This is a genomic window from Tritonibacter sp. SIMBA_163, from assembly GCF_046535935.1.
Classification (GTDB): domain Bacteria; phylum Pseudomonadota; class Alphaproteobacteria; order Rhodobacterales; family Rhodobacteraceae; genus Epibacterium; species Epibacterium scottomollicae.
In genome coordinates this window covers 29,742-52,450 of the sequence record NZ_JAWJBP010000001.1, presented here as the reverse complement: position 1 = coordinate 52,450, position 22,709 = coordinate 29,742, and the positions used below count along the sequence as shown (strand labels likewise).

17 protein-coding genes are annotated in these 22,709 nt (G+C 60.8%); 10 read left to right on the top strand and 7 right to left on the bottom strand.

Features of this window, described 5'->3' with window-relative positions; all coding sequences use genetic code 11:
• Positions 1-120: 120 nt before the first annotated feature.
• The gene (locus R0J92_RS00215; RefSeq protein WP_126138330.1) at positions 121-318 is read left to right on the top strand and encodes an MbtH family NRPS accessory protein; all 198 of its coding nucleotides are present in this window, start codon (positions 121-123) and stop codon (positions 316-318) included.
• Positions 315-4,187: an amino acid adenylation domain-containing protein gene (locus R0J92_RS00210; protein WP_411050318.1), complete on the top strand. Its 3,873-nt coding sequence runs from the start codon at positions 315-317 to the stop codon at positions 4,185-4,187. The genes R0J92_RS00215 and R0J92_RS00210 overlap by 4 nt, the downstream gene beginning before the upstream one ends.
• Positions 4,188-4,228: 41 nt before the next feature.
• On the opposite strand, the gene R0J92_RS00205 is transcribed toward R0J92_RS00210, so the two are convergent.
• The 3 genes from R0J92_RS00205 to R0J92_RS00195 all read right to left on the bottom strand — a co-directional run bounded on the left by R0J92_RS00205 (position 4,229) and on the right by R0J92_RS00195 (position 8,735).
• Positions 4,229-5,131: a LysR substrate-binding domain-containing protein gene (locus tag R0J92_RS00205; RefSeq protein ID WP_411050317.1), complete on the bottom strand. Its 903-nt coding sequence runs from the start codon at positions 5,129-5,131 to the stop codon at positions 4,229-4,231.
• A gap of 308 nt (positions 5,132-5,439) precedes the next feature.
• Entirely contained in the window at positions 5,440-7,575 is a 2,136-nt protein-coding gene (locus R0J92_RS00200) for a TonB-dependent siderophore receptor (RefSeq protein ID WP_411050316.1), read from the bottom strand.
• A gap of 203 nt (positions 7,576-7,778) precedes the next feature.
• A complete protein-coding gene (locus R0J92_RS00195; RefSeq protein WP_411050315.1) occupies positions 7,779-8,735 on the bottom strand; it encodes an ABC transporter substrate-binding protein in 957 nt (318 codons plus the stop codon).
• 296 nt (positions 8,736-9,031) lie between these two features.
• On the opposite strand from R0J92_RS00195, the gene R0J92_RS00190 reads away from it, so the two are divergent.
• The 8 genes from R0J92_RS00190 to R0J92_RS00155 all read left to right on the top strand — a co-directional run bounded on the left by R0J92_RS00190 (position 9,032) and on the right by R0J92_RS00155 (position 16,660).
• Positions 9,032-9,982 (top strand): FecCD family ABC transporter permease, encoded by a 951-nt coding sequence (locus tag R0J92_RS00190; RefSeq protein WP_411050314.1) that lies wholly within the window; start codon positions 9,032-9,034, stop codon positions 9,980-9,982.
• Complete coding sequence (locus R0J92_RS00185) at positions 9,979-10,935, top strand: FecCD family ABC transporter permease (protein WP_411050313.1); 957 nt, start codon at positions 9,979-9,981, stop codon at positions 10,933-10,935. Before R0J92_RS00190 ends, R0J92_RS00185 begins: the two co-directional genes overlap by 4 nt.
• Positions 10,936-11,060: 125 nt before the next feature.
• Positions 11,061-12,158 carry a LacI family DNA-binding transcriptional regulator gene (locus tag R0J92_RS00180; RefSeq protein ID WP_411050312.1) on the top strand — a complete coding sequence of 366 codons (1,098 nt, stop codon included), beginning with the start codon at positions 11,061-11,063 and terminating at the stop codon, positions 12,156-12,158.
• A gap of 4 nt (positions 12,159-12,162) precedes the next feature.
• A complete protein-coding gene (locus R0J92_RS00175) occupies positions 12,163-13,158 on the top strand; it encodes an ABC transporter substrate-binding protein (protein WP_411050311.1) in 996 nt (331 codons plus the stop codon).
• 62 nt (positions 13,159-13,220) lie between these two features.
• Complete coding sequence (locus tag R0J92_RS00170) at positions 13,221-14,024, top strand: ABC transporter permease (RefSeq protein WP_411050310.1); 804 nt, start codon at positions 13,221-13,223, stop codon at positions 14,022-14,024.
• A gap of 1 nt (position 14,025) precedes the next feature.
• The gene (locus tag R0J92_RS00165) at positions 14,026-14,817 is read left to right on the top strand and encodes an ABC transporter permease (RefSeq protein ID WP_317384242.1); all 792 of its coding nucleotides are present in this window, start codon (positions 14,026-14,028) and stop codon (positions 14,815-14,817) included.
• Positions 14,814-15,845: an ABC transporter ATP-binding protein gene (locus R0J92_RS00160; RefSeq protein WP_411050309.1), complete on the top strand. Its 1,032-nt coding sequence runs from the start codon at positions 14,814-14,816 to the stop codon at positions 15,843-15,845. Before R0J92_RS00165 ends, R0J92_RS00160 begins: the two co-directional genes overlap by 4 nt.
• Entirely contained in the window at positions 15,842-16,660 is an 819-nt protein-coding gene (locus R0J92_RS00155; RefSeq protein WP_411050308.1) for a phosphodiesterase, read from the top strand. Before R0J92_RS00160 ends, R0J92_RS00155 begins: the two co-directional genes overlap by 4 nt.
• 524 nt (positions 16,661-17,184) lie before the next feature.
• Here R0J92_RS00155 and R0J92_RS00150 read toward each other — a convergent pair.
• From R0J92_RS00150 to R0J92_RS00135, 4 genes are all read right to left on the bottom strand, one after another.
• Positions 17,185-18,138, bottom strand: coding sequence for an ABC transporter ATP-binding protein (locus R0J92_RS00150; protein WP_411050307.1), 954 nt, complete (start codon positions 18,136-18,138; stop codon positions 17,185-17,187).
• The gene (locus tag R0J92_RS00145; RefSeq protein ID WP_411050306.1) at positions 18,135-20,018 is read right to left on the bottom strand and encodes a dipeptide/oligopeptide/nickel ABC transporter permease/ATP-binding protein; all 1,884 of its coding nucleotides are present in this window, start codon (positions 20,016-20,018) and stop codon (positions 18,135-18,137) included. Before R0J92_RS00145 ends, R0J92_RS00150 begins: the two co-directional genes overlap by 4 nt.
• Complete coding sequence (locus R0J92_RS00140; protein WP_411050305.1) at positions 20,015-20,962, bottom strand: ABC transporter permease; 948 nt, start codon at positions 20,960-20,962, stop codon at positions 20,015-20,017. The genes R0J92_RS00145 and R0J92_RS00140 overlap by 4 nt, the downstream gene beginning before the upstream one ends.
• A 118-nt stretch (positions 20,963-21,080) precedes the next feature.
• Complete coding sequence (locus R0J92_RS00135) at positions 21,081-22,667, bottom strand: ABC transporter substrate-binding protein (RefSeq protein ID WP_411050304.1); 1,587 nt, start codon at positions 22,665-22,667, stop codon at positions 21,081-21,083.
• Positions 22,668-22,709: the final 42 nt, after the last annotated feature.

The window sequence follows — 22,709 nt, the reverse complement described above, 5'->3', positions numbered from 1 at the left end:
TCAATAGGACGCAAGAGCGGCCCGAAAATTCACTCTGGCCCGAGAAAACCTCTCCCGAAGGGTGAATTTCACGCGGCTGCTGACGTCTCAGACCCGATACGTTTTTAATGGGAGAGCCCGATGACGCACCCTGACCCCGAACTCTGGATCTGCGTGAAAAACACCGAAGACCGCTGGTCGATCTGGCCCGCCGCGCTACCGGTGCCTGCAGGCTGGCAGGCACAAGGCGCGCCCGAATGTCACGCCGATTGCCTTGCGAGGGTGGAGCAGAACTGGCGGGATCCCCGCCCTGCTGCGCTAAAGGAGGCTATGGCATGACGACGGATACCACCCTCCCCCACACGCATGATGCACTCTCGCACGCGGAGGCGCAGATTTGCGCCCATGATCAAGTGGGGCAACTGGCGCCTTTTGTAATCCAGCGCCTGCGTCTTGCTATTGATCCTCGATGGAGTGCATCCGATATCTGCCGCGCTGCGACGGAGATGATTGCGAATAATCCGGTTTTTGCCACCCGGCTGAGCCGCCAGGCAGGGGGCGCCTTTCGGCGCAAGGAGACTGCCTCTCATCAGATCGCGGTGAGCGAAGTCCCGATAGAGGAGTTTGAAGCCACCCTTACGAAGGCGCGTTTCTCTCTCGACGCGGGGCCGCTGGCCGCCGTTTACGTCGGCAGTAGTGAGACAGGCAGCCTCCTCGGCGTCGCCTTACATCCGGTTCTGGCGGATCAGGGTGTCCTTAATCAAATCGCAGCCCATTTTGCGCAGGCCTTGACCCAAGAAAGCACGCCTTCTGAAGATCAGCCGGAACCGATCCCCGTATCAACCGAAACAGAACGCAAGCGCCTTGAACACTGGCGTAAGCTGCTGCAAGACCCGGAGATCCTGAATGTCCGCTTGCCACAACGTTACAACGGCAAAGAAGGCACCTTCCGCGGCCATGCACAGCTTTCGATTGACGCGGAGACCCTCTCCCAGTTTGGGACTGACGCCACCACTGCGGAAACCGCAGTAGCTACCGCGCTTGGCATTGTGCTGATGCGCTACAGCGGTCAAAGCCGCCTGCGCTTTGCGCTTGGTGAGACCCGCCCCTTCAGCCAGCGCCGCAGCGAGGATGTCCTGCCGCTTTGTCTTGCGCTAAACCCTTATGCATCACTCCCCTCAGCGCTGCGCCACACGGCAGGCGCTATATCAGAGGCACGCGCGCGGACCCTTTCGTCTGCGCAACTGGTACAGGACATGTTGCGCAGGGATGGGGCAGGTCGTCATGTTATGGGGGCGGTCACGCTGCATGTCCTGGGTGATCAATCCCTGCCGGAGGGGCTGCGCCGCCTTGATCCGCCGCAGCCTGCCACACAGGGCGAGTGCCAGTTGATTGCACAGCTGCACCAAGACGGCGGTCTCACATTACACGCCAATTATGCTCGTGATCTGTTCGAACCCGCGCTTATCGAGCGGCTGCTCACCCATCTGGCGCGGGTTTTGTGCACCGGCCTCAAGGAGCCCGAACTCCCGGTGGCGCGCATTCCACTTCTTATGGAGGATGAGCTTGACCACCTCTCTGCGCCTTATGCAGACTACGCGGAGAACGATCCCCGTCCGGTTCATGACCTGATCGCAGACCATGCACGCCTGACACCAGAAAAAACCGCGCTGATTTCAGATGGCGCGTCCTGGAGCCACGATCGCCTGAACCGCAGCGCCAATCAATTGGCTCACCACCTCATCGCGCGTGGTGTGCGCGCAGAAGTGCCAGTGGCGATTATGGTGGAACGCGGGATCGACGCTGTGATGGCAATCCTCGCCGCGCTGAAGGCGGGTGGCGCCTATATTCCAGTCGAACCCGACCACCCGGAGAGCCGCAATCACCATATTTTGACGGATGCGAGTGTCGCTGTTGTGGTGACCCGTCGCCGCTATCTGAACCGCCTCCCGCAGGGGATCGCGGCGCATGTCTTGTGCCTTGATGATGAACCCGGCGCGGACCAGCCAGAGCATAATCCCGAGGTCCCCATCCACCGCGATCAAATCGCTTACATCATGTATACCTCCGGCTCTACCGGCAAACCGAAGGGGGTCGCGGTGGAACACGGCCCGCTGAGCGACCATCTCCAAGATACTGCTCGTGTCTACGAGATGAGCGCCGAGAGCCGAGAACTGCCCTTCTTGCCGTTTTCCTCTGACGGTGGCCACGAACGCTGGATGAACCCGTTGATGATGGGCGGTTCAGCAGTGATCCCGCATGGCCCGCTCTGGACGCCTGAGCAAACCTTGGCCGCGATGCGAACTCATGGCTGCAATAATGCCTCGATCCCGACGACATACCTGCAGCAACTGGCCGAATGGGCGCGCGAAACTGGCGAAGCTCCGGATATGCGGCTTTACTCCTTTGGCGGTGAAGGGCTCGCTCAAAGCACCTTTGATCTGCTGTCAGATGAACTGCGCGCGCCCCTATTGATCAATGGTTACGGACCAACAGAGACCATTATGACGCCGATGGTCTGGAAGGTGCGGGCGGGCACTAAATTCGAGGGTGCCTACGCCCCTCTAGGTCGCGCTGTGGGGCACCGCCGCGCCTATGTTCTTGATGCAAACATGATGCCCTGCCCGATCGGTGTCGTGGGTGAGATCCATCTCGGTGGCGAAGGTATTGCCCGCGGCTATATAAACCGCCCCGGCACCACCGCAGAGCGGTTCATTCCCGATCCATTTGCACCCGATCTGGACGGACGTGAAGCTGCGCGTCTTTACAAATCCGGCGACCTTGGACGCTGGCGTGAGGATGGCACCATCGAGTTTCTGGGCCGCGTCGACCTGCAGGTCAAACTCAACGGGTATCGTATTGAACCCGGTGAAATAGAGGCCGCATTGTTGGAACAGACAGATGTTTCTGAAGCTCTGGTTCTGCTGCGCGAAGATGACGGTCACAAACGTCTGGTCGGTTATGTAGTCGCGCCGCCTCAGGTGCAGGAAGAAGATCTGATGCGGGCGTTGGAGGCGCGACTGCCTCGCCACATGCTCCCTGCAGCGATTGTGGTACTGGACCGGATGCCGACCAACCCCAATGCCAAACTTGACCGCACCGCCCTGCCCTTACCCGGAACGCGCCAGAACGCCACCAAAAATGTGGCATCAGAAGGCGAGACCGAGACCACAATGCTCAGGATTTGGCGCACGCAGATCGGCAATTCAGCGCTAGGCGTCACCGATGACTTTTTTGCGTGTGGTGGCAAATCCCTGATCGCACTTAAAGTGATTGCCGAAATGCGCAAGCACTGGCCGGCAACACCGTTGACCATCGCGGATCTGTTTGATGCGCCCACTGTGCGGCAACTGGCCGCGCGGATCGCAACGGGACGTTCCACAGGACGGCAGGCCATTGCACTGCGCGGCACTGGCCATCGGCCGATGCTTTATTGTTTTCCGGGGCTTTTGGTTTCCACCCGCGAATACATGCGCCTCACCGCTGCATTGGACGCGGATCAGCCTGTCACGGGTTTTCTCTGCCACTCGCTCAACGAGGAAAAGCGCCTCAATGTCTCGGTACCGGAGGTCGTTGCGGACTACGTTGATCACATTCGCCGCGAGAGCAAAGGGCATCCTTGTGCTTTCCTTGGCTGGAGTTGGGGTGGCCTTCTTGCTTGGGAAGCGGCCCGGCAGTTGCACGATGACGTCGATATTCAGATGGTGGGAATGGTGGATGTCTGCGATCTGGGTCGCGATTTTGCGCCGGGCGCAGTGCCAGAGTTCGCTCCCGGCGAACGGGAGCAACTGGAGGTGGACCTGCGGCGCTGGCTGGCTCAGACCCGGATGCGCCCTCAGTGGGATGCGCTGATCGATGCGATGGATGAGCTGTGTTATGCGCAATTCCTGCGCTTTATCGGCAATGAGGCGGACCCTTTACCCGTTGATGGGCCAGAGGTGTCGAGCCGAGAGCACACCTTTTGGGTGCTGATCGACAACGCGTTGGTATTTCGGCGCTATCAGGTGTCGCGCCTGGATGTCCCGGTGCGTTCTTACAGTGCCGGAGACAGTCTGAGCCGCGGCCTCAATCTGGTAGACTGGCGGCGCTACTCCCCGCGTGCGTCAGCAGCCACGGTGGTGCCGGGAACCAACCATCTGCACATCATTGGCGATCAGATGTTCCACGCACAATTCCGCACAGATCTGGACCAGGCATTCGATGTGTGATGTCGCTAATTCAGCGGGCCTTAATCTCTGGGCCCGCTGAATTAAGATTGGCCCCAGAACGCCATCGAACATGCCAGTTCTGCCTCCAACCACACCCGAAATACCTTTACCGCTGGGTTGCGCGCGGCATGGGGTGCGACGGCAAACCAATAGGTGGCCTTTGTGTCGGCGCGATGCGCAAGAGGAGCGGCAACCTGCCCCCGCTCCAGCGCGTCGCACGCCAGAGTTTCCCATGCCATGAACACACCCTGCCCGGTCATCGCCGCATCAAGGCAGAGCGAGGAATCCGCAAACGTTGGTCCGGCAGGGATTTCCTGCTCCGCCATTCCAATGTGCGCAAGCCAGGGGGCCCAGCCATAGAGCCGCGCATCCTCCCGGATCACTGGAAAACGAAACAGATCTTCTGGTGCGCGGATCTGCGCTGCGATCTCAGGCGCGCAAACCGGAAACACCCGCTGCACCAACAGCGGCGTCGCCTCTGCGCCCAGTGGACCGCTTTCGCCGACCCGGATACCGATATCGACGTCAGAGGTATTCAGATCAATCACATCCGCGGTGGGTATAACGCTGAGCCGGATGTGCGGATTGGTGTCATTGAAGCGCCGCAACCGCCAGATCAACCATCGGCTGGCGAAGATCGGTGCCACCGTCAGCGTCAGCGCATCACCCTGCCGGTTTCGCACCTCGCTCAATACGGCAGACAGCTCTGCCATTGCGGCGGACAGCCGGGGGGCGATCCGCGTGCAAATCTCTGTTGGGTGCAGACCCTTTGAGGTCCGGTGAAACAGCACCTGCCCCAAAATCTCTTCCGCCTTACCAAGACGCTGGCTCAGCGCGCCGGAGGTGACGCCCAGCTCCTCAGCGGCTGCGCGCAGAGTTCCATGACGCGCGATTGCCTCAATGGTGCGTAACGCAGAGAGGGGAATGCTGTTCAGATTATGCATTTAGAAAAACTAAACACTGGCCTTCGCGAAGTCGATAGCCATCCATGCCCATCTGAGCCAGCGTGGACCCATGACACAGGTTTCTTTCTTCCGCTTTATGGCCCTCTGGTTGAGATGCAAAACGCACATAAAAACCTACCCGAGCAGATCAGTGTATGATCGTGATCCACTGTCGCACCCGGACATTGCTCGGATGACCGAACGCGAAAAAGCAGACCTGCCGTTTTGCCCTGAACGCATCCTCAGGGATTAAACGCAAAAGACCCCCGGTCTTTACACCGGAGGCCGTTGCTTCCGCAGGGCTGGAATTAGAATTTGCGGTTCAGGGCCAGGGTCAGTTCACGCCCTTCGCCACTGATACAACCGTAAGAAACGGTTTCACATGTGGCCGCATAATCCTTGTCAAAGAGATTGGTCACGCCAAGCGACACCCGATAATCATCCCACGCGTAGCTGACAGCGACATCCGCGAGGATGTAGTCATCGACTTTGCGGCTGTTGGCGTTGTCGCCCCAGCTCTCGCCGACATAGCGCACACCACCGCCCAATTTCAGCCCTTCGAGCCCTCCGGCAAAAGCGTAGTCCAGCCATAGCGACGCGAGGTGTTCAGGCACTTTGGCAGCAGTGTTGTCCTTGTCGCCGTTGTTGGACTCGGTGATCTTTGCATCAATGTACGAATAGCTGAAGATCGCCGCCAGTTGCTCAGTCAACTGACCACGCGCTTCCATTTCCACGCCCCTGTGTCGGACCTCACCAGTCTGCACCTGAAAATTCGAATTGAAAGGGTCAGCGGTCAGAACATTGGTCTTTGTCACGTCAAACACCGCCGCCGATAGCATCAGGTTCCGCCCCACCGGCTGATAGCGCAGACCAACCTCGAATTGTTCACTCTCGGTTGGTTTGAAGGCGGTCCCGTCAAAGCTGCTCCCGATGTTTGTCGTGAACCCTTCGGCATAAGAGGCAAACGGCACATAGCCATTGCCGAGATCCCAAGTTGCCCCAAGTGACATGGTCAGGGCATCATCATCCTGCGTGCTGGTGGTATTGGTGAGGCGGTTTTCGGTCTCGGTTTCGACCCATGATTTGCGCAGACCCGCTGTCAGGGCAACGCCATTCTCAAACCGTGTGTGGTTTTGCACATAGAGGCCGGTCTGATCTTCGGTGGTCTTGCGGTCGATGTAATTTCCCGGATCACTGACACCAAAACCATAGCTCGGATTGGTCACATCAATCAGGTAGCCAGCGCCGAAACCTTGGGTGCCATCCACAACCTGACGGGTATAATCGAGCCCCGCGACCAGAGTGTTTTCAGCGGCACCCAAAGTCGCGCGATATTCGACCTGCGTGTCCACTGCGAAAGTCGATGCCGTCTCAAACACAGTGAAATCGTAAAACTGCATCTGCGTGGCGCTGGCCATACCGCTATAATAGAGGTGGCGATAGGTCGTATCCTGCTCGCTGTAGCGCAGGTTTTGGCGCAGGGTAAGTTGGCTGTTTACCTCATGGCGCGCCTGATAGCCGATGGACCAGCCTTCGGTATCAAGCTGATTGAAGTCGTGCTGACTGTCGGCAAAGCTCTGCGGCAAAGCACCAAAGCTCGCATCATAGTCTTCGCCTGCGACAGGCAGGAACATATTTGGTGCAAGGTTATCTTCCTGATAGTGACCGAGGAACGTCACTTCGGTGCGATCGGTCGGCGCCCACGTCACACCAAATGCACCAAGCAAACGGTCATCCTGTGCGTCCTTCACCTCATTGCCGCCATTGCGCATGAGCCCCGTCAAGCGCCAGGCAAGGGTCCCTGCGGCATTGCTATCGCCCAGATCAATCGCTGCCTGTGCAGTGTCATGAGAGCCATATTGCAAGCGCCCTTCGGCGAATGTTTCAAACCGCGGACGTTTGCTGACGATATTGACCATCCCGCCAGCCTCGCCCGGGCCATACATGACACCGGTCGGACCACGCAGCACATCGATGCGTTCCACCATCCACGGGTCGGTTTTGAAACCAGAGAAGTTGATGCTCTTCTGGATCAGCCCGTCGCGGTAGATCCCCTTAGATCCGGTGTCAAAACCACGGATGGTGAATTGATCATAACGGTCATCCACCCCCCAATTGGAGGCACTGACACCCGGCGTATAGGCCAGCGCATCCTCAATCTGCACGGGCGCACGGGCGGCGATTTCCTGTGCGGTGACCACGGAGACCGAACGCGGAACCTCAACGAGTGGCACCCCACCCTTGAAACCTGCGGTGGTTTCTTCCGCTGTATATCCGGTACCACCCGACAGTGGCGACGCCTCATCGGCGCGCGTCACCACGATAGGGTCCAGTACAATTGGCGTGTCCTGCGCAAACGCTGCGCTGCTCAACAAAGTGGTGCCCATAAACAGCACCAGTTTGGAAACGCGCGGGCGGGCGCGGGTGATAGAATTATTGGTCATTTCGATCCAGTCTCAATCAAGCCGACTGGGTGTCTCCACGACAAGGTCGCAAGAGTGGGAGAATACCGGGCCAGTGGCAGTTGCATTTCAGGGCACGCATGCCCTCAGGACTGCCTTGGTGGGATATCGTTTCCGCGCCTCGGTTGAGCCGGTGCTATTGCACTATCCCTATGCGGTCAACGCATCTCATGACGTCGACGGGACTATTCTGTCGCTTCAGTGTTTGGACTGCCATCTGTCGCAGCCACCAATGCCGGGACCAGTTGATCCAGCGCCCATTCTATCGACAATGGCGACTGAAAGCTGAGCGCGCCGGTCAGCGTTTCATCTGCCCAAATAGACCGCCCTTCCCGCGTGATCCTTAATGCGTCATAGCCCGGCAGGCTCTCGATCTTTGCACGCGCAGGTTCGTCCGTCAGCCAAAGCACAACGTCGAGATCAAAGAGATCGATCCGCTCCGGGCTGACTGTAAAATTGCCCCCCGGCCCGGCCATCTGGTCAAAGGTGGCTGGGGTCTCCACTCCCAGACGGTGCAGTAAACGATTGCCGCCATCCTCAGATCGATACCCCACGATCTGCCCCCCGGCAAAATGCGCCACCGTGCCGCTCAGCCCTTGCAGCTGCGGATGTTGTGCCGCAATTGCCGATATACGTTGATCCAGATCGGCTATGATCCTTTCTGCGGTCAACGCTTTCCCCGTCGCCGCCGCAATCAATCGCAGCTCCTCCTCCCAAGGTGCCCCCCACATCGCGAAATTTGCGGGCGGCCCCACCACTGGCGCAATACGCGACAACATCGCGTAGGTGCGCTCATCCAGTGGCGCAAATGTTGCGACAATCAAATCCGGTTTCTGCAACAACACCCACTCAAGGTCGATCTCAAACCCCCTCTGCACCTCCGGCGTCGCGGCGAGCTCAGACCGGGCAGGCTCTGCCCAAGGCCATGTCGCATAAGCGTGCCCGCCAAACCACTCATGCACGCCAACCGGCGCAACCCCCAGTGCATAAAGGAAATCCTGCTCATGATACCCAACGGAAACCACGCGTTGAGGCGCGGCCTGCACAACCGTCTCGCCATAGGCGTGTTCGATCCGAGCCGGGAAATCTGCAGCCTGAGCAGAGGCCGCGAGCGATAAAAATAGGAAGATAAAGATCCGCATAGCCGTTCCCAATGAAGCATCAAGCAGACCTAGCGATGCGCAGTCTCGCGCTGGCTGGGAACGGGTAACGGCTACGTGGCGACACAGCACGGGTCAAGCCCTGCCCAGCCACACCTGCGCTGCCATCTTGCTTGACCGCACCACACCTTTGGTTCACTCAGGCGCGGCCAGCTTTCGCCAGCTTCCCTCTCAAGAATTGTCAGACAGGTTCTCTGGTATTGCGCGGCTCAGTCTCTCGCTCCAAAATCGCGATCCCTCTTCAAGGCAGTCTTTGCCTGACGGCCCTCGGGCTGGGGATGATCGCATCCCTGAGCTTTGGTGCAAGAGATGTACCAGCCGCCGTGGTCTGGCATGCTCTAATTCACTTCGACGCCTCTGATCCACTGCATGCGTTGGTGCGTGGCCTACGACTACAACGTGCCCTCACCGCTGCTGCCTGTGGTGCTGCCCTTGCCATTGCGGGTGTGCTGATGCAAAGCCTCACGCGCAATCCGCTGGCAGATCCAGGGCTGATGGGGGTCAATGCTGGCGCTGCTCTCTCTGTGGTTTTGTTGACCTGGAGCCTTGGACCGCAACCCACAACAATCCTGACACTGACCGCCAGCTTTGGCGCGGGGATTGCCGCGCTGACAGTATGGTTGCTGGCGGGTGGCACAAAATCGACGGTTGGTAGTGGCCTCTCAATCCGGCTCCCCCTTGCGGGTACTGCAATCAGCAGCCTGTGTCTGTCTCTGGTTGCAGCCATTGTCCTCCTGCAAACCGAAAGTCGCGAACTTTATCGGTTTTGGATGGTGGGAGCGCTCGGGCAAACTGATTTTGAGACCCTAACTTTTGTTTTACCATTCCTTTTGTTTGGCATTGGACTTGCAGCTCTCTGCTGCCGAGGTCTGAACGCAATGGCGCTTGGGGGGGATATTGCATACGGTCTTGGGGTGCATCCCGCATTGGTCGCAACCCTCGCCCTTATTTCAATAACGCTTCTGTCGGGGGGCGCCGTTGCCTTGGCTGGGCCTATCGGTTTTGTCGGCCTCGTCATCCCGCATATCGCGCGCGCAATCTCCGGAGCCAGTCTTGGTACCACCCTCGCGTTTGCCGGTCCGATGGGCGCTATACTTGTGCTGGCGTGTGACACAATTGGCCGCGTCGCTGCGCGCCCCTCGGAAGTTCCGATAGGACTGGTTCTGGCCTTGATCGGCGGCCCCGCATTTATGGTCCTGCTTTCGAAAATTCTGGGGAAACGGACATGAAAACCGCACTTGGCATCGCCGCCCTGTTTGGCCTGTTCATGCTCGCGCTCTCCGCAGGGCGACTTTGGCTTTCGCCCGATCAGCTTCTGGTGAGCCTACGCGCCGGACCTGAGGAAGATGTGTTGCTGTGGCATTTGCGAATGCCGCGCGCCCTCGCCGGGCTTTTTATAGGCGCGGGCCTGGGCTTGGCGGGCGCAGTGTTTCAGTCATTGCTGCGTAATTCGCTTGCTTCGCCCGACATCATCGGCGTTTCTCAGGGTGCGGCGCTGGGTGGGGTGGCCGCCCAACTTGCCGGTGTCGTTACGATGCTGGGTGCGCTGAGCGGAGGTGTGTTGGCCACGGCTTTGATTTTTGCGCTGTCGCTTTCTCGTAGGGCCGGCCTCGATCCACGCAGGTTGATCCTCTACGGGATTGGAGTTGGTATCACCTGCTCCGCCGCTCTCAGCATCCTGTTGATCCGGGCTGGCGACGCGGCAGCAGGACAGGCTATGGCATGGCTCGCAGGGTCCCTTAACGCTATGGGCTGGCAAGAGGTTCAGATTGCCGCTCTCTCACTTGCGGTAGGCGCGCTCGTCTTACTGCCCGCATCCCACTCCCTTGACCGCTTGGAATTCGGTGATGACCCGGCGCGTGGCTGGGGTCTTGCAATCCACCGATTGCGCCCCCTCCTTCTATTGAGCGCGGCTCTTCTCGCTTCGGCTATGGTGGCGTTGGCCGGTACTTTTAGCTTTGTCGCGTTTGTATCAGGCCCACTTGCGCGAAAAATGGGGCGGGGACAGGTCAACTTGGTCGCGGCAGCAGCTTGCGGTGCTGGATTGGTCACGCTCGCCGATATCGCGACACGCATATTCGCCCCCTCAGCCCTAATGCCCGCTGGTATTTACACCTCTTTGATCGGCGCCCCTTTGCTGGTGCTGATCCTCCACCAAAAAGTTACTCGCGACCAAATCTGATCAGAGCGCAGGTGACGTTTCCGGCGATCTTGGCCACTGGGTGAGGTGGTTCGGTGTCCAAACTTCGCTGTCATACTCTTGTGACGAATGTCCTTTAGCAGACGTGTGGAAACGTTTTCACACGGATGACGCACGTGAACTCAAGGCAGAAGATCACCATCAAGGACGTTGCGCGGAAGGCCGACTGCGGCATTGCGACGGCGAGCCGGGTGCTGAACCGATCCGGGCCCACCAGCGCCGAGGCACGCCGACGGGTCGAGGAGGCAGCGCGCGAACTGGGGTTTTCCTTCAGCGCAATCGGGCGAGCGTTGCAGAGCAGTCGCAGCATGACCATCGGCTGCCTTGTGCCTTCGTTGGCCAACCCGGTCTTTGCCGAAGCCGTTCAGGGCGTGCAGGAGGCTCTGAGCAAGACCGGCTACCAGCTTTTAATCGCAAGCTCGAACTACGACGGTGAGGCAGATTGTGCGGCCATTTCGACCCTGCTGGACAAAGGCGTCGAGGGCCTGGTGCTGACCATGGTCGCACCCGAGCGCAGCGCCGCGCTCGACCGGGCGCGTGCGCGTGGCATCCCGCTGTCGCTGATGTTCCACGACCCGATTGATGGCCTGCCCACCGCCCATGTCGACAATTTCGAAGCTGCGCGCGAGGTGGCCCGCCGCTTTGCCGATCTGGGTCACAGGCGCACGGCCTTTCTGGCGTTGAGGTTCTCCAGTTCGGACCGGTCGCGCAACCGCTATACGGGGTTTTGCGACGCTTGCCGGGCGTGTGGTCTGCCAGACCCCGCGCTGATCGAGCTGAGCGAGGCAGAGGCCAACACACCCGAACTGCTGGCCACTCTTCTTGGGAAGTTGGACGGGCTGACGGCAATCTTTGCCTCCAACGATTTCCTGGCCATCGCCGTGCAAAAGGCCGTGCGCCTGCGAGGCAAGAAGGTGCCGCAGGATTTGTCGGTTGTCGGGTTCGACGGAATCGAGATTGGGCGGCTTCTTGATGTGCCCCTTGCCACGATCGAAACCGCGCCGGACGCAATTGGCCGTCAGGCCGCGCAGACCCTTCTGGACCTGATCCAAGGCAAGGACTGCGCACAGCAGCCGCCCTTGCCCTTCAATTTCCGTGCGGGCGCTACGCTTGCGCCGCCCCGCCCGGAATTCCGCGACGACGACCAGGGTACCACCTGGCCGCCGTCAGTTCACTCGCTCGAGACCGATCTCAAACAAGGATGAACCCATGAAACATACTGTATTGACCGCGCTTTTCGCAACCGTCATCGCCGCGCCGGTGCTGGCCGAGGATGCCATCTGCTACAACTGCCCGCCGCAGTGGGCCGACTGGGCTTCGATGCTTGAAGCCATCGACGACAAGCTCGACATCCAGATGCCGCATGACAACAAGAACTCGGGCCAGACCCTGAGCCAGCTTCTGGCTGAACGCGCCGCACCAGTGGCCGACGTGGCCTATTACGGCGTCACCACCGGCATCAAGGCAGGCACCGAAGGGGTCGTTCAGCCCTACAAGCCCGAAGGCTTCGACGACATTCCCGAAGGCCTGAAAGACCCGGAGGGCAACTGGTTCGCCATTCACTACGGTACGCTGGGGATGTTCGTGAACGTCGACGCGCTGGCCGGTGCGCCCGTCCCGCAGTGCTGGGCCGACCTGACCAAGCCTGAATACCGTGGCATGGTGGGCTACCTTGACCCGTCATCGGCCTTCGTCGGCTATGCCGGTGCAGTGGCGGTGAACCTCGCCAATGGCGGCGATCTTGGCAATTTCGATCCGGCCATCGCGTACTTCAACACCCTGGCCGAGAACGATCCGATCGTGCCCAAGCAGACATCCTATGCACGCGTGGTGTCGGGCGAAATCCCTATCCTGTTCGACTACGATTTCAACGCCTATCGCGGAAAGTATGAAGAGGACGGCAACTTCGAATTCGTGCTGCCCTGCGAAGGCTCGGTCCGCGTGCCTTATGTCATGAGCCTCGTCGCCGACGCGCCCAACCCGGATGCCGGCAAGCGCGTTCTGGATTTCATTCTGTCGGATGAGGGCCAGGCGATCTGGACCAACGCCTATCTTCAGCCTGCTCGCCCGGTCGAGCTGCCCGCAGAAGTGGCCGAGAAGTTCCTGCCGGCCTCCGACTACGAACGCGCCGTCGCGGTGGATTACGCCGAAATGGAGCGCGCACAGGCCGCCTTTGGCGAACGTTACCTGAACGAAGTCAAGTAACGGCACTCAGCCAGCCGAGCAGGGGCCTTTCCCTGCTCGGCCCTATTCAAATCGGACCATTCATGACACAGCGACACTTCATATCGCTTTGCCTGCTGCCCTTGGCGATCTTTACCCTGGCCTTGCTGGCGATCCCGCTCGGGCGGTTGATCCTGGCGTCAGGCGAAAGCGAGGCAGGCTGGGGGATCTACCTGCAAATCCTGCAAACCCCGCGCTACCTGTCGGCGCTGGGCCAGACGGTTGTCGTCTCGCTCGCCGTTACGGTTGCGGCTCTCGCGATTTCGACCACGGCAGGGCTTTACCTGGTGCGCAACCACTTTCCTGGGCGCAACGTGCTGTTGTCGATCCTGACCTTGCCGCTGGCCTTTCCCGGCGTCGTGGTGGGCTTCATGATCATCCTGCTGGGCGGGCGACAAGGCCTGGTGAACCAACTGTTGCCCGGGTACTGGGTCTTTGCCTATTCGATCATTGGGCTGTTCCTGGGCTATCTGTATTTCTCGATCCCACGGGTGTTGCTGACGGTCATGGCCGCGGCGGAAAAGATCGACCCCGCGCTGGAAGAGGCCGCGCGCACGCTTGGTGCATCGCCTTGGCGGATTGTGACGGATGTGCTGCTGCCGGCGCTCGCGCCCGCGCTGATCGCTGCCGGGGCCATCGCCTTTGCGACCGCCATGGGGGCTTTTGGCACCGCCTTTACGCTGGCCACCGACATCGACGTGCTGCCAATGGTGATCTACACCGAATTCACCCTGTCGGCGAACATCGCCATGGCCTCGGCTCTGTCGGTGGTTTTGGGGCTGGTGACCTGGGCGATGCTATTGATCGCGCGCAGCTTCTCTGGCGGCGCCGTCGCGGCGGGGGGCTGATATGATGAGACCTATAACCCGCCACGTCCCGCTTGCCGTCACGCTTTTGGCCTGCGCCTTCCTGCTGATCCCGATCATCCAGTCGATCCTGGCCGGGCTGACGGTCAATTACTTCCGTGGCCTGTCCTCGGGCCTGACGTTGAAATGGATCGTTCAAGTCTGGGAGCTGTACTCCGACAGCATATTCCTGTCGATCTGGCTGGCATTGACCTGTCTCGCGGCGACGCTCGTCATCGGGGTGCCTGCGGCCTATGTGCTGGCGCGCAACCCGGGCCGGATCACCCGCGTTCTGGAGGAATTCATCTCGCTGCCGCTGGCCATTCCGGGCCTCGCGTTGGCGCTGGCGCTACTGCAGCTTTACGGGACCGTTCAGGGGTTCCGCACCAGTTGGACCTTCATCCTTGTCGGGCACGTCCTCTACACGCTGCCCTTCATGGTCCGTTCTGTCCTGTCGGTTCTGGCCGCCATCGACCTCAGAACGCTTGAGGAAGGGGCAGCCAGCCTTGGTGCAGGCCCGGCACGGCGTTTCGTCGACGTCGTGGTGCCCAACGCCATGCCCGGCATCCTTGCCGGTGCGCTGACCGTGGTGACCCTGTCCATCGGCGAGTTCAACCTGACGTGGATGCTGCACACACCCTACCTCAAGACGCTGCCCGTCGGTCTTGCCGACAGCTATGCCTCGATGCGGCTCGAAGTGGCCTCGGCCTACACGCTGGTCTTCTTCGTGATGATCGTCCCGCTTCTGATGGCCATGCAATGGGCCAGCGCCCGCGCACAAAGGATCATGCAATGACTTTGACACTCACCAATATCGCCAAGACCTTCCCCGGCGGCACGAAGGCATTGCTGCCCACTGATCTGGAAATCGCCAAGGGCGAGATCCTGTCGCTGCTTGGACCGTCCGGTTGCGGCAAATCCACCCTGCTGCGCATCATCGCAGGGTTGGAGACACCGGACCCCGGTGCGTCAATCGTCTTTGACGGCGACGACGTGACACATCAATCCGTCGAAAGCCGCAAGATCGGCATGGTGTTTCAGTCCTATGCGTTGTTTCCGAACATGTCGGTGCGCAGCAATATCGGCTACGGCCTGAAGATGCAGAAGCTTCCGAAGGCGGAAATTGCCGCGCGGGTAGACGAGGTCATTGGCCTGTGTCGGCTGGCCCCCTATGCCGACCGGTCCGTCACCGCGCTCTCGGGTGGTCAGAAGCAGCGCGTCGCGCTGGCGCGCGCGATGGCGCCGCGTCCTCGGGTTCTGCTGCTGGACGAGCCGCTGTCGGCGCTGGACGCCGCGCTGCGCAACCACCTGCGCGACGAGTTGGCGCTGCTGTTGCGCCAGTTCGGGATCACCGCGATCTTCGTGACCCACGATCAGGACGAGGCAATGGCCATCGCGGACCGCGTGGCCGTAATGAGCCAGGGCCAGGTTGCGCAGATCGGCACGCCCGAGGCGCTTTACCGCAATCCCGCGACCGGCTTTGTGGCCCGCTTCGTCGGCGATGCGATGCCTCTGGAGGGGCGCATAGAGCGTGCTCACATGCATCTTCCGGGGGGTGTTCTGACCCTACCTCAGGCGGGCGACGGTCAGCAGGTCCTGGTCCGTGCCGAGGATATCAGCATCGATCCGCAAGGCCCGATCACTGGCCGTGTCGAGACCGTGACCTTTCTTGGCACGCATTACCGCATCGCCTTGTCCGGCGTAATGGCCGGGCCGCTGTTTATGCTGCACGCGGGGCTCAGCGCACCAAAGCCCGGAGACGAGGTGCGCCTGTCTATCCCACCTGAGGCTCTATTGGTTCTGCCGATGGAGATGGCCGCATGATACATGGGTTCATTCAGATTACCGACACGCATATCGTTGGTCCCGGCACCCTGGTCTGCGGGCGTTCGGATACGGCACAGGCACTGCGCCGCGCGGTCGAGACGATCAACGCGAAGCTGCCACTGTGGGAGGGGATCGACTGTGCCATCGTCACCGGCGATCTGACCGATCATGGCACGCCCGAGGAATACGCGCATTTCCTGTCGATCATGGACGACCTCGCCCTGCCGTGGATTGCCATTCCCGGCAATCACGACCAGCGCGCACCGATGCGCGCGGCGCTTTCGGATGCGCCCTGGATGCCCCGTACAGGTCCCCTACATTGGGTGCGGGACTTCGGCGCCTTCTCGGTGATCGGCCTCGATACGCTGTTGGAAGGCGCTCATCACGGGATGCTCTGCGAGGAGGGCATGGATTTTCTCGACACGACACTGGCCGCCATCGGTGATCAACCCGCCATCGTGGCCACGCATCACCCCTTCATGCATGCAGGGCTTCCCGCAATGGATGCGGACAATCTGCGCAACGGTGCTGCGATGATCACGCGACTTGGGGCGCATCGAGGGCCGGTTCGCATGCTGTCCGGCCACGTCCACCGCGCGGTGACCGGGCAAATCGGTCGCGTAACCTGTCAGATCGCCCCCGCGACCTGCCACGCGGTGCTGACCGATCATCGGACCGGGCCTGCCCCACACCTGGTGCTCGAACCGGGCGCCGTGACGGTCCATCGATGGCTCGACCAGCCCGGAGCAGGACTGGTTTCAGAGGTCATCCCGACGGGCCTGTTCCCCGGTCCTTGGCCCTTCGAGGCCTGACCACGCGCAGAGACGAAACACCGCCCTAAGAGACGGATATAGATCAGCAATCGCGACCTTCGATCCAGAAACAGACAAACCGTCGCAATCAGGCGGGGTCCGTCTACATCGACACAAGACATTCGCAACGGGGGGGGCATAACCTTGACCGTATCTCAACCGCATGCGCGCCTACAAGATGGCAGAGTTTGCGTGCGTCAGTCGCCAAAGCTAACACCCGGCGAACCTGCGTCAGCCGCGTCTCCACAGGAACTCCCATCTACAACTCGACCAACAGTGAGCTGCACCGCTTGGCGACGCCTGAGTTGCGCACCGGTTCCACATCCATCCATCCCGGATCATGGAGCCGGGTTAGTGGGCGAGAGGAAGCGATCTCAGCCCGGGAATGCCAGCCCTAATGATCTATCAAGATCCTATGCGAAAATACCTGAGCATTCGCATTCTTCATCCAAACACATAGATTGCGAAGCCTTCGTCGAGTCTGACTGAGCCCCAACATGCGGTTTTCTAACCCATGACAACGTTCAATAGGGATAGAAACAAGCGCTCGCCACGCGATCATCATGTGTTTCTAGGGGCGGCGGAGCGACGCCGCAAACTTCCGTCGCACGGGGGCATCGCGCACGGAAAGCACAGCCCAGTGGTGGATTGAGCGGATCTGGCAATTCGGTCTCCTTGGCTTCTGGCGCAGCAAGCGGGCGCCCCACGACAGGTGCGCTGTCAGCGAGTAGCTTGGTGTACGGATGGCGCGGGGCGGCAAAGACCTGATCCGCTGGACCGACCTCCACCACAGAGCCAAAGTACAGCACCGCAACCCGATCACTGACAGCCTCCACCACCGCAAGATCATGGCTGATGAAGATATAGGTCAGGCCAAATTTCTTCTTTAAATCAGCCAGAAGATTGAGCACCTGCGCCTGCACCGAGACATCCAGCGCCGAGACGGGCTCGTCCAGGATCAGGATGCGCGCCTCCGCTGCCAAGGCGCGCGCAATGCCGATCCGCTGCGACTGCCCGCCGGAGAATTCATGCGGGTAGCGATCAAGAAACTCTTCGCGCAGGTTCACCGCGGCAAAGATCTCCGCAATGCGGGCGGCCCGCGCCTTGGTGTCCATGCCGTGCAGATGCCGCAGGGGCGCGTCCATGATCTGGCGAATGGTTTTGCGCGGGTTGAGGCTGCTGATCGGGTCCTGAAAGACATATTGGATCTTCTGCCCAAAGGTGGCCGGGTCCGCGTTATCAAGCGGTGCTCCGTCGATCTCAATCTGGCCGGTGGTGGGCGGCAGCAAGCCCACCAGCATCCGCGCCAATGTGGATTTTCCACAACCTGACTCACCTACGATGCCGAGGGTTTCGCCCTTTTCCACCGTCAGCGAGAGCGGCTGCACCGCCTTGACGCCCGCCTTGGGTGCGCCGAACAGGCGTTTGCCCACCGGAAAGGTCTTGCTGAGGTCGGTGAGTTTCAGTGCCGCGCTCATGCCGTGGCCTCCTGCACTGGGATTTCAGGATCGATGCAGCGGATCTTGCGAGCAGGCCCAAAGGGGCCAAGGTCAATGTCACCGCTGCGACAGGTACTTGCGGCCTTGGGACAGCGGTCGGCAAAGGCACAGCCCGCGGGCAGTTTGTCCACCACCGGCGGCAGGCCGGGAATGGCTGCCAATTGGCGTCTGCCCTGACCCAGTTCCGGCACGCAGGCCATCAGCCGCGCGGTATAGGGATGGGCGGGCGCATTGAGGATGGCATCGGTAGGGCCTTCCTCGACAATGCGGCCCGCATACATCACCGCCACCCGATCACAAAGCTGCGCCACCACGCCAAAATCATGGGTGATGAAGATGATCGCCAGGCCCCGCTCGCGCCGCAAATCATCGAGGAGCGCAAGGATCTGCGCCTGCACCGTCACGTCGAGCGCGGTTGTGGGTTCATCCGCGATGATCACCTCCGGGTCATTGGCCAGCGCCATGGCGATGCCGACCCGCTGACGCATGCCGCCCGACATCTCGTGCGGGTAATTGTCCACGCGCGCCTCGGCATTGGGGATGCGCACGGATTTCAAAAGTTCAATCGCGCGGGCGCGGGCCTCGGAGGTGCTGGTGCGATGATGGCTCTGGATCGCCTCGATGAGCTGCGCACCAACTGTATAAAGGGGGTGCAGCGTCGCCAGAGGATCTTGAAAGATATAGGCCACACGATCACCACGCAGACGGCGCAGCGTCTCATAGGGGGCACCGATCAGGTCTTCGCCCTTGTAATGCACGGCACCGCCGGTGATGACACCGGGAGGCGAGGCCACCAGCCCCATGATCGACAGCGCCGTCACGGACTTGCCAGAGCCACTTTCACCAATGATACCAAGGCATTCGCCCGGCCTTACCGACAGATCAACTCCGCCCACGGCCTTGTAGATGCGATCCTTCACGTGGAACTGGGTTTGCAGGCCGCGCAGGCTCAGGATGCCGTCGCCTTCGGGCGGCGGCACGGGGTCTGTGCGGCGCACCATGGTGGTGGGCATCGGGCGGCTAAGCGCGCCGGATTTCAGACGCGGATCAAGGGCGTCGCGCACGCCGTCGCCCAGAAGATTGATCGCCATCACGATCACAAGGATCATCGCACCGGGCACCACGGAGGTATGCGGATTGGTGATCAGCGCCGAGCGTGCCTCCCCCAGCATGGAGCCCAGATCCGCCTGCGGCGGTTGCGAGCCAAGACCAAGGAAGCTGAGGCCTGCCGTCTCAAGGATCATCCAGCCGACGGTGGTGGACATGGCGATCACGATCACCGGGATCACGTTTGGCACCACCTCGGTGATAATGATGCGGGCATTCGACATTCCGCACAGCCGCGCCGCATCAACAAATTCCTTATGCGCAATACCGACGGTGACACCGCGAATGTTGCGGGCAAAGAAGGGGATGTTGACGGCGGCTACCGCGATCAGCGCGTTCAGCAGCCCCGGACCAAGTGCTGCAACAATCGCCAGCGCCAACAGGATATAGGGAAAGCCCATCAGCATATCGACGCCGCGCATGATCACATTGTCCACGCGCCCGCCGTAAAACCCGGCGATCACGCCAATGGCAGCCCCGATGGTGGCCGCCGCCACCGCTGCGGCAAAGCCCACCGCCAGCGACAGCCGCGTGCCCCACATCAGGCGGCTGGCGAGATCCCGACCAAGGTGATCGGTGCCCAGCAAGGCCCCCTCGCTAAAGGGTTTTTTGAACCGCTCTGCCGTGTTGGTCACATCCGGGTCGGGCAGCGGCAAAATGGGTGTCAACACCGCCAGCAGCACCACCACCGACATCACGATGAGCCCCGCCAGCGCGAGGCGGTTGCGGGACAAAAGACCCAGGAAGCTCATGCTTTGATCCTCGGGTCCAGAAGGCTTTGGGCGACATCGACGGCAATGTTGAACAGCACATAGCAGGCAGCGACAACGACCACGCCGCCCTGCACCAGCAGAATGTCGCGCTTGAGGATGGCATCAACGAGCATGCGCCCGACGCCGGGCCATTGAAACACCATCTCGATGTAGACCGCACCCGAGAGCACAAACCCGGCCTGAATGCCCAGCACCGGGATGATCGACACCATCGCCGCGCGCAGGCCATGGCGCCAGATCACGCTGCGCTCATGCACGCCTTTGGCGCGGGCGGTGCGGATGAAATCCTGCCGCAGGACCTCCAGCATGGCAGAACGCGACAGGCGGGCGATGACGCCAGTGGCCACCACCGCCAGCGCAATGGCGGGGAGTGCCAGATGGCTGACAAGGGCCGAGAGATCCCGCGCGCCGTAGATCGGCCACATGCCGGACACCGGGAACCAGCGCAGATTCACCGCAAATATCAGGATCATCATCATGCCGAGGAAAAACGACGGGATCGAAATGCCCAGAAGCACCGCAAATGTGATCGCCTTATCCGCCAGCCCGTATTGGCGCGCCGCTGAGACCACACCTGCTGCAACGCCAAGGATCGAACAGATCACAAAGGATGTGCCCGCCAGCACCAGCGTTGCATTAAATCGCTCCAGCACCTCGTCCAGAACCGCACGGTTGAGAGAGAAGCTGCGGCCAAAATCGCCCTGCAACATATTGCCAAGCCAGATAAAGTACCGCTGCACCAAGGGCTTATCGAGACCGAGATCGCGATTGAGCTTCTCCACATTCTCGGGCGTGGCATAAGAGCCAAGGATCGCCGTGGCCGGGTCGCCCGGGATCATCGCCATGATCAGAAACACGATGACCGAGATCCCCAGAAGGACCGGCACCGCGGAGATGAGCCTTTTTATAATATAGCCAGTCATGGCGTGCCTTCCTGCTCTGCCGATTGGGGGAGCGTGTTTCCGAGGAAACGGGGGCCGCGCGCGCCCCGCAGGGGCGCGCGCGGGTCGGATCGGGCAAAGCCCGATCCGAAACCTCTCATCAGTTCTTGGTCACATCATCCAACAGCAGGAAGAACGAGGGCTGCAGGGCAAAATCCCCCACCCGGTCCGAGGTCACCGCGTTCTGCTTCCAGTTGGCGACAAAGACCCAAGGCGCATCTTCCTGCACGATGGTCTGCATCTCCTGATAGAGCTTGGCGCGCTCGTCCTGATCCGTCGCAACGCGGGCCGCTTCCAAAAGCTCATCCACCTTCGGGTTGGAATAATAGCCGGAGTTGAAGCCCCCCTTGTCGGGCCACGCATCCGTGCGCAGTGCAAGGAAGGGCAATGTGTCCGGGTCATTGGTCATCCAGGCCATCTCGGCCATGTCGGCCTTGCCCTCCAGCCCCGGATTGACCTCGCCCAGGAACGTGTTCCACTCGTAGGTTTCGATCTTCACATCCAGCCCCACCGCGCTCAGATCCGCCTGAATGGCGGTGCCCATGGCGATAGGATCAAGCATACCAGAGCCGCCCTCGGTCACATAGAACGTGAGCTCCGCCCCTTCTGCACCCGCCTCGGCCAGGAGTTCGCGCGCCTTGTCGGGGTCATATGGATAGGGTTCCAGAGATTCATTATACGCCCAGGCAAATGCGGGCGGGGTCGGGCCTGCGGCCACCTCAGCGGTGCCCTCAAGCACATCGTTCACGATCGCGGATTTGTTGATCGCGTAGTTCGCCGCTTGGCGGACGCGCTTGTCGGCAAAGGGGCCTTCCTTGGCGTTGAGGATCAGGAACCAAACGTGCGGGCCGGCCTGTTCATGCACGGTGAAAGCATCGCCCTGAAATTCCGACAGCGCCACCGGCGGCACCTCAACCATCAGATCAATACCACCGGCCAGCATTTCTGCCGTGCGGGTGTTGGCATCGGTGATCGGGCGGAAGACCACCGCGTCCAGCTCTGCCGCGCCATCCCAGTAATCAGGGTTTTTCTCAACCACCACGGCCTCGTTCGAGCGCCACTCGGCAAATTTGAATGCGCCGGTGCCGGAGGGGTTGCGGCCAAACTCCGCGCCATGGGTCTTGACCGCCTCGGGCGATACAATCAGGCCCGTTGGGTAGGCAAGGTTCGACAGGAACGGCGCATAGGGCGCGTTCAGCTTGAATTTCACCGTCAGGTCATCGACCGCCTCGACGCTCTCGACGGCGGAGAAGAAGAAGGCCAGCGGGAACGGGCCGGTGTTGTGGAAGGGGTGGTCTTCATTAAGCATCCGCTCGAAGTTGAACACCACCGCCTCGGCATTGAAGGCGCTGCCATCGTGGAAGGATACGCCCTCGCGCAGCGTAAATGTATATTCGGTGCCATCCTCGGAAATGCTCCAGTCGGTGGCCAGTGCGGGCTCCACCTCCAGCGCGCCGTCCTTGTAGCGCACGAGGCCGTCATAAACGTTCATCAGGATACGGAAGTCATTCACCGCCGTCACCGCCGCCGGATCAAGCGCCTTTGGCTCGGCGATCTGGCCGACGATCAACACGCCCGGCGGTGTCTGCGCCGCCGCGGGTGCCACCCCCATCGAAACCCCGGCCAGAGCCGTCGTCGCGAACATTGCGGCCATCGCGCCGCGCCGCGTCATCTCAAGAAATTTCATGTCGGATCCTCTCTGCTGAGATTTATTTTTCATGATTAATTG

Excerpts from the sequence above, each read along its gene's own strand:
- R0J92_RS00215 (WP_126138330.1), top strand. The coding sequence starts at position 121 with ATGACGCACCCTGACCCCGAACTCTGGATCTGCGTGAAAAACACCGAA.
- R0J92_RS00135 (WP_411050304.1), bottom strand. The coding sequence starts at position 22,667 with ATGAAATTTCTTGAGATGACGCGGCGCGGCGCGATGGCCGCAATGTTC.
- R0J92_RS00140 (WP_411050305.1), bottom strand. The coding sequence starts at position 20,962 with ATGACTGGCTATATTATAAAAAGGCTCATCTCCGCGGTGCCGGTCCTT.
- R0J92_RS00205 (WP_411050317.1), bottom strand. The coding sequence starts at position 5,131 with ATGCATAATCTGAACAGCATTCCCCTCTCTGCGTTACGCACCATTGAG.
- R0J92_RS00185 (WP_411050313.1), top strand. The coding sequence starts at position 9,979 with ATGAAAACCGCACTTGGCATCGCCGCCCTGTTTGGCCTGTTCATGCTC.
- R0J92_RS00200 (WP_411050316.1), bottom strand. The coding sequence starts at position 7,575 with ATGACCAATAATTCTATCACCCGCGCCCGCCCGCGCGTTTCCAAACTG.
- R0J92_RS00145 (WP_411050306.1), bottom strand. The coding sequence starts at position 20,018 with ATGAGCTTCCTGGGTCTTTTGTCCCGCAACCGCCTCGCGCTGGCGGGG.
- R0J92_RS00210 (WP_411050318.1), top strand. The coding sequence starts at position 315 with ATGACGACGGATACCACCCTCCCCCACACGCATGATGCACTCTCGCAC.
- R0J92_RS00190 (WP_411050314.1), top strand. The coding sequence starts at position 9,032 with ATGATCGCATCCCTGAGCTTTGGTGCAAGAGATGTACCAGCCGCCGTG.
- R0J92_RS00165 (WP_317384242.1), top strand. The coding sequence starts at position 14,026 with ATGATGAGACCTATAACCCGCCACGTCCCGCTTGCCGTCACGCTTTTG.
- R0J92_RS00155 (WP_411050308.1), top strand. The coding sequence starts at position 15,842 with ATGATACATGGGTTCATTCAGATTACCGACACGCATATCGTTGGTCCC.
- R0J92_RS00180 (WP_411050312.1), top strand. The coding sequence starts at position 11,061 with ATGACGCACGTGAACTCAAGGCAGAAGATCACCATCAAGGACGTTGCG.
- R0J92_RS00160 (WP_411050309.1), top strand. The coding sequence starts at position 14,814 with ATGACTTTGACACTCACCAATATCGCCAAGACCTTCCCCGGCGGCACG.
- R0J92_RS00170 (WP_411050310.1), top strand. The coding sequence starts at position 13,221 with ATGACACAGCGACACTTCATATCGCTTTGCCTGCTGCCCTTGGCGATC.
- R0J92_RS00195 (WP_411050315.1), bottom strand. The coding sequence starts at position 8,735 with ATGCGGATCTTTATCTTCCTATTTTTATCGCTCGCGGCCTCTGCTCAG.
- R0J92_RS00175 (WP_411050311.1), top strand. The coding sequence starts at position 12,163 with ATGAAACATACTGTATTGACCGCGCTTTTCGCAACCGTCATCGCCGCG.
- R0J92_RS00150 (WP_411050307.1), bottom strand. The coding sequence starts at position 18,138 with ATGAGCGCGGCACTGAAACTCACCGACCTCAGCAAGACCTTTCCGGTG.